Source organism: Dorea formicigenerans, assembly GCF_025150245.1.
Classification (GTDB): Bacteria; Bacillota; Clostridia; order Lachnospirales; family Lachnospiraceae; genus Dorea; species Dorea formicigenerans.
Genome location: NZ_CP102279.1, coordinates 3,095,556 through 3,112,564, shown reverse-complemented (window position 1 = coordinate 3,112,564; position 17,009 = coordinate 3,095,556). Strand labels below are relative to the sequence as shown.

Annotated in this window: 15 protein-coding genes and 2 pseudogenes; 5 read left to right on the top strand and 12 right to left on the bottom strand. The window is 39.3% G+C overall.

The window, feature by feature from the left end:
• Nucleotides 1–55: 55 nt before the first annotated feature.
• The 5 genes from NQ560_RS15160 to NQ560_RS15140 form a co-directional block, all read right to left on the bottom strand.
• Nucleotides 56–5,317, bottom strand: a complete 5,262-nt coding sequence (locus tag NQ560_RS15160; protein WP_005334831.1) for a SpaA isopeptide-forming pilin-related protein — start codon at nucleotides 5,315–5,317, stop codon at nucleotides 56–58.
• Nucleotides 5,318–5,789: 472 nt separating this feature from the next.
• On the bottom strand, nucleotides 5,790–6,449 hold the full coding sequence (locus NQ560_RS15155; RefSeq protein WP_005334835.1) for a sigma-70 family RNA polymerase sigma factor: 660 nt from the start codon (nucleotides 6,447–6,449) through the stop codon (nucleotides 5,790–5,792).
• Between the two features lie 619 nt (nucleotides 6,450–7,068).
• Nucleotides 7,069–7,296, bottom strand: coding sequence for a hypothetical protein (locus NQ560_RS15150; protein ID WP_005334838.1), 228 nt, complete (start codon nucleotides 7,294–7,296; stop codon nucleotides 7,069–7,071).
• Between the two features lie 234 nt (nucleotides 7,297–7,530).
• Entirely contained in the window at nucleotides 7,531–7,884 is a 354-nt protein-coding gene (locus NQ560_RS15145) for a hypothetical protein (RefSeq protein ID WP_005334842.1), read from the bottom strand.
• Between the two features lie 77 nt (nucleotides 7,885–7,961).
• Nucleotides 7,962–9,251: a Y-family DNA polymerase gene (locus NQ560_RS15140; protein ID WP_330421539.1), complete on the bottom strand. Its 1,290-nt coding sequence runs from the start codon at nucleotides 9,249–9,251 to the stop codon at nucleotides 7,962–7,964.
• A gap of 247 nt (nucleotides 9,252–9,498) precedes the next feature.
• Between NQ560_RS15140 and NQ560_RS15135 the strand changes: the two genes are divergently transcribed.
• The 3 genes from NQ560_RS15135 (at nucleotide 9,499) to NQ560_RS15125 (ending at nucleotide 11,284) form a co-directional block, all read left to right on the top strand.
• A complete protein-coding gene (locus NQ560_RS15135) occupies nucleotides 9,499–9,957 on the top strand; it encodes a helix-turn-helix domain-containing protein (RefSeq protein WP_005334845.1) in 459 nt (152 codons plus the stop codon).
• A gap of 92 nt (nucleotides 9,958–10,049) precedes the next feature.
• The gene (locus NQ560_RS15130; RefSeq protein WP_225876977.1) at nucleotides 10,050–10,565 is read left to right on the top strand and encodes an ImmA/IrrE family metallo-endopeptidase; all 516 of its coding nucleotides are present in this window, start codon (nucleotides 10,050–10,052) and stop codon (nucleotides 10,563–10,565) included.
• 65 nt (nucleotides 10,566–10,630) lie between these two features.
• Nucleotides 10,631–11,284 carry a CpXC domain-containing protein gene (locus NQ560_RS15125; RefSeq protein WP_005334848.1) on the top strand — a complete coding sequence of 218 codons (654 nt, stop codon included), beginning with the start codon at nucleotides 10,631–10,633 and terminating at the stop codon, nucleotides 11,282–11,284.
• Between the two features lie 102 nt (nucleotides 11,285–11,386).
• On the opposite strand, the gene NQ560_RS15120 is transcribed toward NQ560_RS15125, so the two are convergent.
• Complete coding sequence (locus tag NQ560_RS15120; RefSeq protein WP_005334849.1) at nucleotides 11,387–11,596, bottom strand: DUF6219 family protein; 210 nt, start codon at nucleotides 11,594–11,596, stop codon at nucleotides 11,387–11,389.
• Between the two features lie 45 nt (nucleotides 11,597–11,641).
• On the opposite strand from NQ560_RS15120, the gene NQ560_RS15820 reads away from it, so the two are divergent.
• A complete protein-coding gene (locus NQ560_RS15820) occupies nucleotides 11,642–11,935 on the top strand; it encodes a penicillin-binding transpeptidase domain-containing protein (protein ID WP_081019506.1) in 294 nt (97 codons plus the stop codon).
• Nucleotides 11,932–11,988: pseudogene (locus tag NQ560_RS15910) on the top strand (hypothetical protein); the annotation flags it as partial. The gene NQ560_RS15820 and the pseudogene NQ560_RS15910, both read left to right, overlap by 4 nt.
• A 73-nt stretch (nucleotides 11,989–12,061) precedes the next feature.
• Here the strand turns inward: NQ560_RS15910 and NQ560_RS15110 are convergent.
• The 6 genes and pseudogenes from NQ560_RS15110 to NQ560_RS15085 form a co-directional block, all read right to left on the bottom strand.
• The gene (locus tag NQ560_RS15110; protein WP_005334851.1) at nucleotides 12,062–12,937 is read right to left on the bottom strand and encodes an ABC transporter ATP-binding protein; all 876 of its coding nucleotides are present in this window, start codon (nucleotides 12,935–12,937) and stop codon (nucleotides 12,062–12,064) included.
• Nucleotides 12,938–12,941: 4 nt separating this feature from the next.
• Nucleotides 12,942–13,589, bottom strand: coding sequence for a hypothetical protein (locus NQ560_RS15105; protein ID WP_259816069.1), 648 nt, complete (start codon nucleotides 13,587–13,589; stop codon nucleotides 12,942–12,944).
• A 12-nt stretch (nucleotides 13,590–13,601) separates the two neighbouring features.
• Complete coding sequence (locus NQ560_RS15100; RefSeq protein WP_040015615.1) at nucleotides 13,602–14,666, bottom strand: ABC transporter permease; 1,065 nt, start codon at nucleotides 14,664–14,666, stop codon at nucleotides 13,602–13,604.
• An 82-nt stretch (nucleotides 14,667–14,748) separates the two neighbouring features.
• Complete coding sequence (locus NQ560_RS15095; RefSeq protein WP_005334857.1) at nucleotides 14,749–15,930, bottom strand: HAMP domain-containing sensor histidine kinase; 1,182 nt, start codon at nucleotides 15,928–15,930, stop codon at nucleotides 14,749–14,751.
• Entirely contained in the window at nucleotides 15,918–16,592 is a 675-nt protein-coding gene (locus tag NQ560_RS15090) for a response regulator transcription factor (RefSeq protein WP_005334858.1), read from the bottom strand. The genes NQ560_RS15095 and NQ560_RS15090 overlap by 13 nt, the downstream gene beginning before the upstream one ends.
• Before the next feature lie 176 nt (nucleotides 16,593–16,768).
• Nucleotides 16,769–16,876, bottom strand: a pseudogene (locus NQ560_RS15085) (TnpV protein); the annotation flags it as partial.
• Between the last annotated feature and the right edge of the window lie 133 nt (nucleotides 16,877–17,009).

The window sequence follows — 17,009 nt, the reverse complement described above, 5'->3', positions numbered from 1 at the left end:
TAAAAAAGCGTCCACAGATTCCTTTCGGTTTCCATGAACGCTCATTCTTATTTGATTAGTGTTTCTTTTTTCTCATAAATGCAAGGGCTCCTGTACCAGTCGCACCAATGCCGAGAAGCATAAACCACAGCCACAGATTGGTGTTATCCCCAGTCTTTGGTGAATCACTGACAGGTTTTCCACCTTCCGGTGTCTTTTCTGCCGGTTTTTCCTCATCTACCATGGTTACATGCTGTACTTCACTAGTATCCTTTACTTCGAATTCCACATCTTTTGCAACCAGATAGCCATCCGGTGCTGTTTCTTCACGGAGAGTGTATTTTCCGATTGGAAGCATTTCGATGTAATGTGCTTTCTCTGTACTGGTCCAGCTTTCGACAACTTTTCCATCCTGATCAAGGATCGTGAGTTTTGCTCCCGGAAGTTCTTTTCCGGCGATATCCTGTTTGGAGATTTTCACCTTCGTCACATCATCCTTCATCTCAACTTTCTGCACATCGGCAGTATCTTTGATGGTGAACTTCACGCTTTCAGCTGTCACATAACCATCGGCCGGTTTTGTTTCAACCAGTGCGTATTCTTTTCCGACAGTCAGCTCACGGATCACATGTGCTTCTTTACCGGAAGTCCATTCATCCACGATATTTCCATCGGCATCTACCACTTTCAGCTTACATCCTGGAAGTTCTTTTCCGGTTGTCAGACTGGATTTGGTAAATTCTACAACGGTTGGCTGATTCTCAAAGGTAAAATCATAGGTTACAGTCGGCTGATCCTCACCTGCATACTCAAACGTAAATTCTTTTCCTTCATCGTTGGTTACGAATCCGTCCGGTGCATAGAGCTCTTTTACATAGTAAGTTGCTCCTATTGGAAGATCTGCAACAAATGTGATCTTTCCTTCTTCATCCGTAGATTTCAGTTCAATGATCTCATCGGCTTCAATCAGGACTTTACCTGTTGTCTCAGACTTAATGTCTTCTTTGGCAAATAATCCAAAGATAGCGCCTTCCAATGTACGGTCAGAATCTTTTTCTTTCTTAAGTACACTGACTTCTACTCTCTGGCGGTTGTTCTGCCAGTCTTTGTCATAGACTACAACTGGTGTATTCTGATCCACGTAAGTCAGATCTACATGACGGATCTCACCATCCAGTACATGACCGTAAGCAGTTCCTGTTTCTTTCACATAGTATTTACCAAGTGGAAGATTTTCCAGTTTTGCAATACCAGTTTCATCTGTCTTTATTGTTGCAATCAGTTCATCCTTTTTATAGTAATCGTCACTGACGCCATCGGCAGCCTTAATATCTTCCTCAGCATATACTTCAAAAGTAACATCTGTCAGCTTTCCGGTTACATAGTTGAAAATATGCTCCACCACACCTTTGACCTTATCGGCCAGTGTAACAGAATCCAGGAATTCTCCCTTTTTGTTGATGATCAGTTCACCAACCGGTACCTCGTCCTTCATTTCCACTTTCTGAACCTCTCCGGTATCTTTAACTGTGAATGTCACATCATTGGCTACCAGATAACCATGCGGTGCAAATTCTTCATGGAGGGTATAAGTCTCACCCACTTTCAGATATTTGATCACATGCGGTGCATCTTTGGAAGATGTCCAGCTGTCCACCACATTTCCATCTTTATCCGTTACTTTCAGATAAGCTCCATCCAATTCTACACCGGTTGTTGCATCTGATTTTATGATCTCAACAGTTGTTGGCTGGTTCTTCTTTACGGATTTTAATGTTACCGTCTGTACATCCTGACCCTGATAAGAAGCATCAAATCTCAGTATTTCATCAGAAGATATGAATCCATCCGGTGCTTTCAATTCTTTTACATAATAGCTTCCAAGTGGAAGATCCAGCGTATATGCTGCCTGACCTTTTTCATCAGAAGTCATTTCCTGTAAAAGAGTATCTGCTTTGACGATCACTTTTCCATCTTTCGTCTGAATGTCTTTTGCATTGTAAATACCGAACACTGCTCCGGCTACTGTATTGCCTGTCTCAGCATCCTGTTTTTCGACAGTAATCGACACTTTCTGTCGTTCATCTGTGACAGAGATTTCTTTCTCGATCACTGCAGTATCCTGATCCGCATAAGCAAATTCGACATTTTCCGGCACGGTATTTAACACATAAGTGTCCGGTGCATTCTTCTCTTTAACATAGTACCTGCCAAGTGGAAGATTCTTTACGGTTGCATAACCATCTGCATCCGTTGTGACGGTTGCTACCAGTGCATCCTTTGCAAAATACAGAGTTCTCTGTCCATCTGCATCTACCTGATGATCGGCAGTATAAATATCTTCTGCCGCATAAACTTCAAATTCAGCACCTGCAAGTCCAGCCATTTCATACTGGAAGTCCTTATCAAATCCCTTTAACACTTCACCCTGTTTATAGATCTTTAACTGACCTTTGACCGGGGCATTGGTATATTCCACATCAATGACTGCATCTCCTGTGACAGGATCGGTCAGATAAGCAGTATCTGTATCAACTGCAACTGTCACATAGTTTTTGGATATTGTGTACCCATCGGGTGCCGTCACTTCCTCAATCCGGTAGTTACCAGGTTTCAGATTCTTTGGCAGTACCAGGTATCCTTCCTCATTTGTGAAATAGGATTTGTGTACCGTTGGCTTCGGATAGGATGTTGTCTGTTCCACATATTTCTGATTATCCAGGTCGTATACCTTGAACTCAGTATTGGCCAGGAGTACAGATTTCTGTGTTTCTGCATCCTTTTTGATGATCTTTAATTTTGCTTTGAATTCCTTATCCAAAAGCACTCGCCATGTCTGCGGTGTATCCGGATGATTCTCTGTGATCTTCACTACAAAATCATCAACCGGTGCATAGTTGTGTTTGCTTGTGGTTTCTCTTACCACATAAGTTCCATATGGAAGCGGAATCGATCTTGCATATCCTTTTTCATCGGTAAACATTTCTGTCTGACCATCTGCAGTCAGTACGACTGGTCTTGCCGAATCAAAATCATAACTTCCATCTGCTTTTACTTTCAGATCACTGACAAGCCATGCTGAAAAACCAACTCCCTGCAGAAGATCTGCATCGGTCTTTCCGTTGTTTGCTGCCTTGATGATCTGAAATGGCTGTTTGATGACAGTTTCTTTACATACAGAAGTTCTTTCTACTGTCGGAACAGTAGCACCTTCGTAAGTACAGTCCACATCATGTTCTGTCGGATCCAGTACATATCCCACTGGAGCACTAAGTTCTTTCAGATAATACTTTCCAAGATACAGATCCGATACAGAGGCTTCGCCATTCTTATCCGTTGTCAGGGATGTGATCAGGCTGTCTTTCTTATGGATTGTTCCGGTTCTTCCATCCGGATGAACAATATCTTCCCTTGCATAAAGACCATATACCGCACCTTCCAGTGTTGCATCACCCTGGGCTTCATTGCCTGTCTCAGTATCCTGTTTTGCAATGTTGAGCTTTGCATTTGTTCGCTTATCCGTTGCATTTTTGGTTGTTGTCTTTCCGATAGCAAGAGTCACATTATAAGACTTTGTATCGATCTGATACCCTGTTGGAACAGAGATTTCTTTCAGATAAACAACTTCCTGTGTCTTTTCCATTGTGAGCTGTGAAGCACCATTCTGATCAGTTGCAGGCATCTCTGTGATCAGCTTTGTACATGCAGCATCGGAATAGATCCCGTACACTGCACCAGCCAGTGCATTTCCTGTATCCTGATCTTTCTTTACAATGGATACTTTGCATTCTTTTGTCCAGGTTACTTTAAAATCCACATATTTCTCATTTCCGACACCTTCACCGAAAACAAGAGCCAGGTCCTGTGTCCCAGATCCTGTTGTGATCTTATAGGCTGAATATTCCTTATCAATACTTCCTTTCATCTTAGAAGAGAAAGTAGCACTGACATTTTCTGCCTGATTAAGTGGTGCTGTCAGATAGAACTTTGTACCACCGGAAATCTCCACATTAGCCCCTGCAGCACTTGTTTTTCCGGTTGTCACATTTACAAGTTTTACACCTTTCGGCAGCTTGAAAGTAACCGTCTGCAGTTTATCCGCTTTGAATGTGATCACACTTGTTCGCTGGCTGTTTCCTTCCACATAAGCCTTTACATTAGATTCGGAAAAGCTCATATCTACAGACGGAATGTCCGGCATATTTACACAATAATTGTAAAGCTCCATTGCCAGGTTCTTTCCTGTTGCATTAGTTCCGGATGCCCAGTCACTGGATCCATTTGCATAAGCTGCTGCAAGATGGGTAATGATGAATCTCTTTCCTGCCGGAAAATCCGGATGTTTCTCATCGAAGAAACCATTCTCATCACTTGCTTTTGTTCCGTAATAGCAGACCTTTGCAAGTGTCTTTCCATCGGCAAGTTTCTGGATCGTATAAGTTCCATTTCCCGGTCCTTTTTTCGATGGTTCAACACAGTATGCTGTCGCATTGATGCTTCCCCATTTCACATAATATGGACAAGTCAGATAAGAACCTAATCCATAGTCTGCGTAATAGTACCAGGAGCCGGCTGTAACTGTGACTGATTTTGTTCCTGTTTCACCGGAAGCAAGCATCATTGGCATATCAAAAGTAATACTTTCGCCTGCTTCAAGATCTGCAAGAGCAACTTCCTGGTCAACAGCTTCCTGCATAACCTCTGAGAGTGTGATCCCTGTTTCCGGATCAACGGTCTCCTGATCCTCCGTTGCTTCGATTTCTGCATCAAATTCTTTTTCTGTCAGTTCTGTTTTGCTCTCCGTGTCAGCAGCATCAGTTTCCTCTGTAGACGAGTCAGCCTCCGAATCCTCTGTTTCTGTCTTATCGGAAGAACCAGCATCCTGATCAGAAGAACTTTCTGACTGCGAATCTTTCTGTTGATCCGCTTCTTTTACCACGATCTTTCGATTGATCTGGTAGGTTGGGTGATCCGTTGTCTGTGGTTCTACATAATAGACTGCCTTATAGGAATTGGCATAATCGGTAGAAAAATCATTCCCGTCCGTATCTTTTGCTTCCTGAAATGTAACTTTTACTTTGCTGTCATCCTGGATCGTAAGACCGGTATAATCACTCTTTACATCGAAATTGTCTCCAACCTTGATCTCATAATCCTTTGCAGTTACCACTTCATCTTCATCCAACTGATCCTTGATCTCCTCATAATACGGAATCTTTTTTACAGATCCGGCATCATCAGAAGCATAGGCAACAGCGGGAGAGAGTACCGTCGATAGAACCGTTACTGCAGTCAGTAAACCGGACATCACCCTGCGTGCTTTCTTTTTCACGTTCATTCTCTTAAATCCTTCCTTTCTGATTCTTTTGTGTATGGTTATCTGTTAGTTTCTGCATATTATCTTTTATACGAAGATGATCGCCTCCTTTCCTGAAATTTGCGCTATTTGGGACAGTCAGCACAAGCTGAGATAACAGCACAAATATATGGCGGTACCTGTTTGTCACAAATACCGCCACATGATTTCTACTGTCATCCTCTTTTTAGATTCAGACATTTTATTTTGATTTAAGATTTAAGCGTTTTCCTGTTTTCTTTCCCGGATCCGTTCCTATATCAGTTTCCATCTCTGATACGTTTTCTTCTGGCAGACACGCAGCTTTTCGCTCTATGCATGTTCAAACCAAATATCACTCCGGGCAGGCTATTCATTTTTCAAGGTACATGAAGGTGTTCTATGCAAACCCTTCATATAACGAAACGCTCAGAGCCTGTTTTACAGTGGTCTAATTCAATTTTTTGAAATTTTTTTAAAATTCTTCGTTTTCCGCCTTTTTTTTCATCGTTTTTAATGCCCTGTTCAGGAGGTCATTTACACTCTGCTGTTTGATTCCCAGATAATCTGCAACATCCTGCTGACGCATTTCCTCGAAATAAACCAGATTGAGTACCATCTTTTGCCTCTCTGTCAATTCCTTGATCAGCGCATGCAGAATTTCTCTGTCGATAACATCGTCAACAAAATCTTTTGAAGATCCTCTCATAATCTCCGCATCATCTGTAACATCGCTGTTAGAAAATACACCATGATTGGTGCTGATTTTGCTCTGGCTGTATGCCATACGGTCTTCAGCCTCTATCAGCAGACGGATATACCAGTTTTCATTATCAAAGAACTCTTTATTGAATTCCTTGTTATCGCCAGTTACACTCACATATTCATAGTCATCACAACTATGAAGTGGAAATACGGTTGATTGATTTCCTGCTGTATAAAGTACATATCCGTGATCATAAACAGAGATTGTTGTATCTGCATTGATCATTTCCTTTACTACAACTTTGTGTTCCTTCAAGGATTTCACGCTTGGGATTCTCTTCTCCACATCAGCAACTTTCACGATTTTTTTCAGTTCTTTTAATGTCAACATAAAGACCACCTTTCTGCCTTTCGGCTCCGGGTGGTCCATTCCATCTTTTATAAAATTCCTGCACAGAAATAAAGAACTGCAGTACAAGAGGTCACGAACTCACCCGTTTTTTTTGAACGGGAGTCCGCGACTCTTTTGTAACGCATGTATCTGCGTTTAGATTAAGTTTGCCAGATTGCCTGGCTTATTCAGTTGCTATGTGCATCTTCTGATTTATTCTCTGTTTGCTGTTTGCGAAACATGGAATAATCGCCCATAGCATCGTAAGGACAACGCCTTACAAATTCCTGGTATTCGATTTCAGTCATCTTTGCTTCCTCCTTTGTGTCATATTATCAAAATCTCTATTTACAATTATTTTTGCAAAAAAGAATTCAACCTCTATATAACGAAATGCTGAGAGCCTGTTTTACAGTGGGGTACGACAAAAAATTTAAAAATTTTTCGAAATACGTCAAAAAAGCCCGACAAAACAAATACTTCAACAATCTCCAAAACCAGAAAATACTTCTGATCTTGCAGTGTATCCGTAAATGTTTTGCCGGGCTCTTAGTGATTCCAGTCAGGTTCAGCTCCTTGACAAACTCTTGCTGTCTGGTGCGTTCTTGATGGTTCTTGCCAAATCCAACGCTTACTAAAGACAGCTCATTCTATTCTGTTATGATCCCTGATTCATCATCTTTCGGGAATACGTCCGCATCCTGGACTTTAATTGTTCATCTCTGATGTGGATCGGACGAACCGACACCATATCATCCTTTACAAATATCTCCAATGTACTGCGACATTTTTTGCACTCCACTTCTGAATCGCTTTGTGCGCTCTTTTCAATAAATGCTCCGCATACAGAGCAGTGTACATGCCATTTAATAGCACCTGATCCCATATAGGCTTCCTCCTTTAAGCAATAAGATATTTCTCCATTTATTACTCAACGGACCAAAGGGAAATCAAATCCGCCTTATGAGCATCATGCCATCCATTCCGTAAGTGCCAAAGCTGCACGAACAGCACGATTTTTATTCTGATCAGATCTGCTTTGTCGATCTGTGCATCTTTTTTTATCCTTCCACCAGCTACCACACACTCTTTCCGGTATAAAAAATTCCGCTGTGATTAATTAACATGATATTTCAATAGTTTCAAATACATCACCAGTCAGATCACAGATGTCCTGGATCTGGATCTCGGTATCATCAATCCGTAAGTGGACTGATGGATCAAAAAATTCTACGGTTCCAGATAATGTATGGTACTGACCAATTAATGGATTCTTCCATGACTTTTGAAAATAAGTTGCCTGTATCTTCATTCCATATACCAGGATCCTTAATTTCATATCCAGCTCATTTTTCTTTTCCTCAGATAAATCTCTTTTTGGTTCGTAAATGATTTCCTGTTGCCGGATCGTTTCATCCAGTCCACGAAGTGCCGCAAATGGAGCAAACTGTTTTGCCCTGCGTCCTACATCCATGGGATGTCTCCTGGAAACCGGTCTTGGTAAATATAAATACGGTTGATATGCACTTGCCAGCACTATTCGCACCTCCTCTAAGCACGGTGTCCTCCAACCTGTTCATTGCGTTCTCTATAGGTGGAACACTCCAGCAGATTGGATCCACGCATGATCGCATTCTTTCCATAACGCTGCTTTACATTCAATACTGCTTCCTGTAAATGCCGTTCTTTATCAGTCTGTTTGGGATCATCAAACAGGCTGTACTGCACATAACTTTCAGGAGCAACCCTGTTCGCACACACCTCGATTCTTCGGATTCCGGTATATCTGTCTGCAATCCTGAGATATAAATCTTCCACTGCATCTATGATCTTTTTGGAACTGTTACTTTCTCTTTCGAGTTTTACGGTTCCTTTGGATGCCTCATGCTCATACCTGTGGTCATAGGCGATCCATAAGGTGAGAGAGCTTGTTACCAGTCCTTTTTCAAACAGATCCAGGACCAGATTATCTGTCATTTCCCTTACGATCACAAGTGCTTCGTCAAAAGAATAATTTCGCATCAGCACCTGACCATTTGAAAGGCTGTGTTCCTCCGAATGATAGTTCTTGATGTCACTCATCCGGCACGTTTCATATCCCCATGCATGATCGATCAACAGCTCTGCATCAATCCCAAACATCTTATACAGCCAGTCTTCGGATCTTAAAGAAGCCATTGCGATATCGCCCATCGTATGGATCCCGTAACCAGCCAGTTTCTTTTCAGTCCGGGATCCAATCCTCCAGAAGTCACTTAATGGTTTATGATCCCATAGCTGCTCTCTGTAAGAGAATTCATCCAGGATTCCAATATGGTCATCCACATGCTTTGCTACGATATCCATTGCGATCTTAGCAAGATACAGATTGGTTCCCACACCTGCAGTTGCAGTGATGCCAGTTTCCTCCATGACTGCCTGCATAAGCTTTATCGCCATTTCTTTTGCAGTGAGATGATAAAGCTGCAGATAGTTTGTCACATCAATAAAACACTCATCAACACTGTACACATGGATATCTTCTTTTGAGACATACCGTAGATAGATTCCATAGATCTTTGCGGAATAATCCATGTACAACTGCATCCTCGGCATGGCTGTAATGTACTTCACACAATCCGGTATCTCATGGATTCGGCACCGGTTCTTGATGCCAAGAGACTTCATAGCCGGAGTGATTGCCAGGCAGATTGTTGACTTTGATCTGGTCGGATCTGCAACCACCAGGTTTGTTTTAAATGGATTCAGCCCACGTTCTACGCATTCTACAGAAGCATAAAAGGACTTCAGATCAATACAGATAATAGAAGTCTGATCCTGACTCACATTGCCACCTCCCATACGTCTTTCCTCTTTTTGTAACATGTATCCCATTTTGACTATCAATGATTGTCTATCCTTCCTGTTTTCATTGAATTACAGGAAATTCATTTCACATATCCATTGACAAAAGAGGAAATATTGTGTATCTTATAGGAAAGATGTTTCCCTTATCTGTGATTCACATTATAGGAGAGATATTTCCCTTTGTCAAGATTAATTTTTAATTTTCAGGAGACACATTTCCCGTTTTGCCTTGAGGCGGCTAATGAAACTTATAAGACAAGGCTTAGAAAGAGGTATGTTTATGACATTCGGTGAAAAAGTAAGATCATTAAGAAAAGAAAAAAAGATGAGTCAGCAGGAACTGGCCAGTATGGTTGGTGTTTCATATAGGACCATTCGATCCTGGGAAGTAGAAGGACGTTTTCCAAAACAAAATGTTCTGTATCAGAAACTGGCAGATGCATTACAGTGTGACGTTTCTTATCTCATGAGTGAGGATGAAGCTTTTATCACAGAAGCATCCGAACAGTTTGGTAACCGTGGTGCCAAACAGGCTCAGCAGATCCTGGAACAGGCTGCAGCTATGTTTGCTGGTGGATCACTGACAGACGAAGATAAAATAGCTTTTATGGATGAGATCCAGAGCCTTTATCTGGATTCCAAAAGACGTGCAAAGAAATTTACACCGAAAAAATATCTGAAAAACCAAGAGGAAAAATAATAGAAGGCGGGATTATTGTACACCTAATCTGTTACCTTATAGTTACAAGGATATTTCTGCCCTTTTTATTTTTTACTTTTGAGGTGATTTATTTGAGAAACACTTACATATATACAGAAACAAAGAAATTAATCAAGAAATATGGCACCAGGGATCCCTTTGAGATCATGGATCAGATGAACATTGTTGTCGGGGAAACTTCCAGATATAAGACACTGAAAGGATATTGTTTTATGAGCTGCAAGACGATCTATGTCATGATCAGCAGTTTCCTTTCAGAAGAAGAAAAGATGATCGTTGCCGCCCATGAATTAGGGCATATCATCCTGCATCGTTCCCAGCTGAAAATGGCTCCGATGCAAGATGATACACTCTACAATATGACGGATAATACAGAATACCAGGCCAATCTGTTTGCTGCCGATCTTCTGATTGATGATGAGGAGATCGAAGATATGGTTCAGAACGAAGACCTGGATTACTTCGGACTCTGCAGTTCTCTGAATGCAACTCCGGAACTCATGAGCTTTAAACTATACAGCCTGACAAAACGAGGCCAGGCTTATCATATGCCGATGGAGATTCAGAGTAATTTCCTGGCAAAATAATAAAGGATAAGCGCATTCTACAATAAGAAAACTATAGATTTATCTCACTGAAAGGAGGAACATTTATGTCAAGACATCATATTGAAAAAGTAACTTGTCCTTCCTGCCATCATGAGGGGGATTTTGAGCTCTGGGACAGTATTAATACTGCACTGGATCCTGAAATGAAAGAGAAGGTACTTAATAAATCTATTTTCCTTTATACTTGCCCGAGCTGTGGAGAGACCTTTCGTTTAAACTATCCTACACTCTATCACCAGATGGAAGATCTTATCATGATTTATCTGGTTTCTGAATCAGAAGTAGAAAAGACATATGAAATGTTTTATGGTGAAAATGCTTTGTTTGATTTTCGTACTGAAAAATATTTATCCCGAATCGTAACGTCACCAAATCAGCTCGTTGAAAAGATACAGATTTTTGATGCAGGTAAAGATGACAGGATAATGGAACTTGTTAAATTACTTGCGACAGATTCTCTTCTCGAAAATAATCCTGATGAAGAATTTGATGAACTGCGCTTTGCTGTCGACGATGACGGAACAAATATTCTTGTAATCATTAATAAGGGTGAGACCACTGGTGCAGTTGACATTGACGATATGTATGAATTTGCTTCTTCACACTGCACTGATTTCAAAGATCTCCGAGATGATGAGGATATTGTTATCAATCGGAAGTGGATTCTTAACAAACTTGCTGAAGCAGAAAACGAATAGTATATTTGGTGGCTACACCCCCAAGCCCCTGTAGAATAAATAACGCCAGTACTGGATATCAAAAATCCCGCACCGGCGTTATTTATTAAAATATTTTGTTTTTTAATCTTCAACACTCTCTACTGAAACTTCTTTTTTCTTCCTACTTTTACCAGAAATCATCTTGTGTCCTGTATAAATAGCCATAATCATGCAAAGCAAAGTACTTGCTGCAAAGTACTTATGGCCTTCTTTTGATCCCTTATAACCTGTATAAAAAGTTCCAAGCATTGTAATCAGTGCACTGATAGACCAATATTTATGTGCTTTCATTCAGATACCTCCTGCCGTTTTTCTTAATCATATACCTTTTAAAATATATATACAAACTGGTATTTTGAATCAATCGACAAGCAGCTCGGAGCTTCCACTATAAATTCATACCTTCAGCAAATAGGATATGGCAATGAAAATATATCCGGAGATTTCTCTTCCTACTGGATGCAGTCATCCTTAAAGATTTCACCAGTAGAACAAGTTGAACTTTTGAAAAATTTATATCGAAACAACTTCAACTTTACTCCTGCTAATATTCATGCCGTCAAAAATTCCATCCATCTTACCGCCTCTGAAAATGGAGAATTTATGGAAAAACCGGAACCGGACGAGTGAACGGGCAGGATATAAATGGCTGGTTTATAGGTTTTATAGAAAGCCAAAATAATACATACTTTTTCTCCACAAATATTCAAAGCGAACAACGTGCAACTGGTAGTAAAGCATCAGATGGTGCTTTATCTACTCGTATTGATTCGTCACATAAATATAAGCATCTTCCAACGTTGCAGGAATTGACATACACTCCAATTCTGGCTGTATTTCAGAAATCACTCTTAACTGCAATCCCCCCTCAACATACTGTTTTGATGTAATACGATACTTCTGTTCCACTTCTCTTGCTTTTCTCTCATCAGGTACTTTGCAAATCCAGATTTTCCCCTGTGCTTCTTCTGTCAAATTCTTCATAGAACCCGCATATAAGAAACTACCTTTGTGCATAATTGCAAGTTGGTTACAGGTAGCAGCCAAATCTTCCACCACATGAGTTGAAAACAAAACCGTTCTGTTTTCAGAAAAATCTACTAACAAATTGCGGATGCGAATACGTTCCTCTGGATCTAAACCGGTAGTCGGCTCATCCACAATCAAAAATTCCGGTTCATTTAAAAGCGCCTGCACTAATCCTACCCGTCGTTTCATCCCGCCTGACAACTGTTTCATTTTCTTTTTCCGGTGTTCTGCAAGACTGGTCTTTTTCAAATAATATTCTATTCGTTTCTTGCACTCCGCTTTTGGAACACCTGCCAAATCCCCCATATACTCTAAACACTCCTGAACTGTCAAATTCGGGTAAAGATCAATTTCCTGTGGCAGATACCCTATTTTTCTCTGGATTTTTTCATAGTTTCCTTCACTATATAAAATCCTGTCCAATGTGACCGTTCCACTTGTAGGTTTAAGTACAGTAGTTAAAACCCTCATCAAAGTTGTCTTTCCTGCTCCATTTTCTCCCAATAATCCAAAAATTCCATTCGGTATATTTAAATTCGCATGATTGATTGCTGTCACACCATTTTTAAATCTTACTGTTAAATCCTCAATATGAATACTCATAAACTTACCCTCTCTTTCTAACTATTTTCGGCAATACTACCAATAAAATCAATCCAATACCAATACACAAAGCTTTCCCTTGCAGCCATGTAACATCAGCAGTATTTTCTATATCTCTGAAAGCATAGGAAAACAGATTCCATGCCCCAAAAAGTTTATCTCCTCCCGTGGAATTTGTTGCTACCCATATCAGAAGACAGCTTCCAATCCCCATCCACATATTGCGAAAAAGCATAGACAATGTATTGACCAATATTCCCCAAAAGAAAATGGTTACTACAATCGCTAAAAAATAGGCAATAAACTGAAGTATTTCACTTTCTGTTGCCGGATGTGTGACCGGTTTTTGAAACACAAAAAACAATCCGTAACCTAAAACAGCAAGCAGTAATAAAAAAACTTCCTGTATCATTATTCGCTGCATGATGGAGCAAATTCTCTTTCTTATTGGATACAGCCTATGGATTTCTGATCTCTTGCTTGTAATTTCCTGCACATAAGTGTCCGCACAAAAAACAGCAGTCAATATAGCAAAAGGTGCCTCAATGGAAAGTCCTATTTCATTTGTGAATACAACCCCACGTATCAAGCTTAAAATCACAACAAAAGATACTGCATAAGCAATCTTATAAAACGGCAGAACAATCTTCATTTCCTTCTTCATTTACATCCGCCTCCTCTTCCAAATCTGTATTGAAATCAGAATAATCACTACAGATGCTAAAATAAGTAGACTCTGATTTAAAAATGCCATTGGTGGCGGTGTCGTATCGAAAAGCTGATCAGGGAATCGAACCATAATCGCAAAAGGTCTTCCCCAATATCCATAAACTCCTTCCGCATTTCTTCCGCCCATATTGGAATATACCATGTAAAGAATCAGAAGCGGCACTCCCGGAAGTGGATTTTTAAATAGGAGTGAAATCAATGTATATACACTTACAATCATCAGCATATTGGGAAGTATATAAAGTACAGTAGAAACTATAAAATCCCAGAACCGCACTTCAAACCCACTGTCTTTTGTATAAATAACACACAATGCCCAAAATAATAGATTTATAATAGTCAGAGCAATCAAACAAATTGCAAATCCTGCGCTTACTTTTCCCAATACATACTTTCCGGCAGTGATCGGTTTCGTGTGAAGCAATTCATAAGTATGCTTTTTCGTATCCTGTAAAAACAGAACCGCTAACATAATTGTTGCAAAAAAACACATAAACAACCCTGCAAAATCAGCAAATTTTCTTGAGTAATAAAAAGAAAACGTCTTATTTTTCATTTTTTCGTTCAGATATGCGTTGATTTCTTCTGATGTTCCTTTGTAATAGGCACTATCTTCGTACATATATCTTGCACTATACCAATCATATTTTTCCTCCAGATATACGAATGCTTCTTCTAACTCCATATCAACAAGTTCGCTCATTACGGATTGTGCCTCTAAATCAGACATTTCTAATTCATCAATTAGTGCTTGTTTTATCTGTCCACTCCATATTTCTCGATGTTTTTCAGGATTCGCAGGAATATATCCTTCATAAACATCTCCTAAGCGAACTGTATCAGGATAATCATTGACAATTTTCTCTCCTTGCCCTAAATAGTGTGTCATTAAATATGGACTTGTCGTATTAAACACACCATAAATCACAAGCAGAATACCTACCCAAAATAACGGTCGCTTTAGATAATTCTTAATCTCTCTTTTAAAAATAGCAATCATACGTTTGTCTCCTTTCCTTGTTATAGACATCATAAAATATAAATCACAACAAAAAGACAACAGTATAAAAAAATCGGACTGCTTATGCAATCCGATGAAATACTGCTGTTATTACAGCTCCACTCTGTTTTTCGTTTTCTATAAGTAACTGTCCGCCATGCTTTTCACAATACAATCTGCTGATATACATACCCATTCCTGAATGTTTCAAACTATCTTTCACATTTTGCTGATAAAAAAGCTCTGTTGCCTTTTGTTTGTCTACTGTAAATCCCACTCCATCATCCTTTACTCTGATTTGTAATTCAGAATAAGTAAGGAGAACTTCCATTTCCACTTTTGTTTTGGCATAACGAAAGGCATTTGACAAAAGATTTTCTATAACCTCTAAAATCACTTCCTTATCTCCCGAAAATTTTTCTGCTGTTTCCGAACATTCTAAATCGTATTGCTTTCCAAATTTTTTCTCAAACACATTCATCTCTGCACGTATGTCTGTTTCTAACTGCTTACTTGTAATTTTTTCTGCCACCAACTCCCTTGCATCTAAACTGCTCATCTTTCGCATTGTTTCCACAAATATATCCATACGTTCAATCTGTTTTTTGCTTTCATTTACCATATCTAGGGCTTGCTCCATATTTATCTCTTTCTTAGGGAGATATTCTGAAAGCATTTCCTGATACCCCTCCAGCACAGATAGTGGAGAACGTATATCATGTGCAATCGCTGTTCGCAAAGCCTTTTCTTCCTCAATCATTTTCCATAATTGATGGTTATTTTCTGCAAGCTGCTCCTTCATCCGTTCAAATTCTCTGCACAATCTTCCCATTTCATCTTTATTTTCATAGGTAATATGAAAATCCAAATTATTTCGACCAACTTGTTGTGATGCCAGTTCTAATTCTTCAATGGGATTTTTCAATTTATGCTTATAAAAAAGAAACACTGCTATGATATTGCCTACCACAGACACGATAAGTACTGTAAACGTCTGAAGGAAATCGCATATCTCTGATACATGATAATCAAATTTTTTCATTTCATAAGAATTCGGTCTCGGAACATCTGTCAAATACTTTCTACCTTCACCTTCTGCCATTTCAAAATACTTTTCTTGATCTACATATTTCCACCAAATGTCATCTTGTATAGTGGCTGCCATTCGCATAATCAATGCTGAAAGATAAAAACTAACTATCAAACTAACAATCATATACAAAACTATAGTTTTTCTCAACGAAAGATTTCTTATTTTGTCCATTTATATCCCATCCCCCATATCGTTTCAATATATTCATGCTCCGTATATTGATTGATTTTTTTACGAATTCTACGAATTAACTCTGTCACCACTCGGCTATCTCCTTCTGCATCGTATCCACTAATCTTTTCATAAATACGTTCCTTATCAAACACCATTTCAGGGTTCATGGATAAAAGTTCTATAATCTCATATTCTAATTTAGTAAGCCCTAAAGCATTTCCTTTAATATGTACGCATTTACTGGCATAGTCAATTACTAATTCCCCATAAAACCGTTGTTCTGTTTTTCTATGTAAACGTTCCTCACGTTTCAAATGGGCAATAATTCTGGCATCTAATTCTTTCAAACTGAATGGTTTTAAAACATAATCATCGCCACCAGACAACAATCCCATTACTCGATCCTGTTCTTCTACTTTTGCAGTCAAAAAAATAATCGGACAGGAAACCATATCTCTGATTCTTCTGCACACTTCAATTCCGTCCATTCCCGGCATATTTACATCCAATAAAATAATATCGGGATTTACACTTATCTTTTCCATTGCTTCTATGCCATTTTCTGCAATAATCACTGTATAATTCTTCAATGTAAAGTATTGATTCAACATTTTTAGCAATTCTCTATCATCATCAACCATTAAAATTTTATAGTTCATAAATTCCACCTCTGGCTATAATGCTATCTTTTCTTTATAGTATATCTTATAAAAAACAACAAATAAACAACAATTCCTAAAAGGCAACAGCCTTTCTAAACTGCCGCCTTTTCTCCTTCATTTTATTTCCATTATTGATAAACCATCTCTGTATCCACAATCTCCCTTGCACACGATTACATATTGTTCATTCTCGCTACCCATTCCATCTGATTTTCTGCCTTTAACTGTTCCGTGATCCCCTGTGCCTGTTTCATCTGCTCTACAATTCTTTCAAACCTTAAATACTTATAGTCGTCTGTATCCAAACAAACAAGCCGAAGTCGCACAACAACTTGAAAATCTTATCAACGGAACAACAGTCCCAGATACTATTATAAAAAAGGAAAAAGAGCTCCTTCGAGCTCTTTTGATTCA

Coding starts and splice junctions, on each gene's coding strand:
- NQ560_RS15135 (WP_005334845.1), top strand. CDS start 9,499: ATGAAACTTATAAGACAAGGCTTAGAAAGAGGTATGTTTATGACATTC.
- NQ560_RS15105 (WP_259816069.1), bottom strand. CDS start 13,589: ATGAAGATTGTTCTGCCGTTTTATAAGATTGCTTATGCAGTATCTTTT.
- NQ560_RS15155 (WP_005334835.1), bottom strand. CDS start 6,449: ATGGACCACCCGGAGCCGAAAGGCAGAAAGGTGGTCTTTATGTTGACA.
- NQ560_RS15160 (WP_005334831.1), bottom strand. CDS start 5,317: ATGAACGTGAAAAAGAAAGCACGCAGGGTGATGTCCGGTTTACTGACT.
- NQ560_RS15125 (WP_005334848.1), top strand. CDS start 10,631: ATGTCAAGACATCATATTGAAAAAGTAACTTGTCCTTCCTGCCATCAT.
- NQ560_RS15095 (WP_005334857.1), bottom strand. CDS start 15,930: ATGGACAAAATAAGAAATCTTTCGTTGAGAAAAACTATAGTTTTGTAT.
- NQ560_RS15150 (WP_005334838.1), bottom strand. CDS start 7,296: ATGGGATCAGGTGCTATTAAATGGCATGTACACTGCTCTGTATGCGGA.
- NQ560_RS15100 (WP_040015615.1), bottom strand. CDS start 14,666: ATGATTGCTATTTTTAAAAGAGAGATTAAGAATTATCTAAAGCGACCG.
- NQ560_RS15090 (WP_005334858.1), bottom strand. CDS start 16,592: ATGAACTATAAAATTTTAATGGTTGATGATGATAGAGAATTGCTAAAA.
- NQ560_RS15140 (WP_330421539.1), bottom strand. CDS start 9,251: ATGGGAGGTGGCAATGTGAGTCAGGATCAGACTTCTATTATCTGTATT.
- NQ560_RS15145 (WP_005334842.1), bottom strand. CDS start 7,884: ATGGATGTAGGACGCAGGGCAAAACAGTTTGCTCCATTTGCGGCACTT.
- NQ560_RS15110 (WP_005334851.1), bottom strand. CDS start 12,937: ATGAGTATTCATATTGAGGATTTAACAGTAAGATTTAAAAATGGTGTG.
- NQ560_RS15120 (WP_005334849.1), bottom strand. CDS start 11,596: ATGAAAGCACATAAATATTGGTCTATCAGTGCACTGATTACAATGCTT.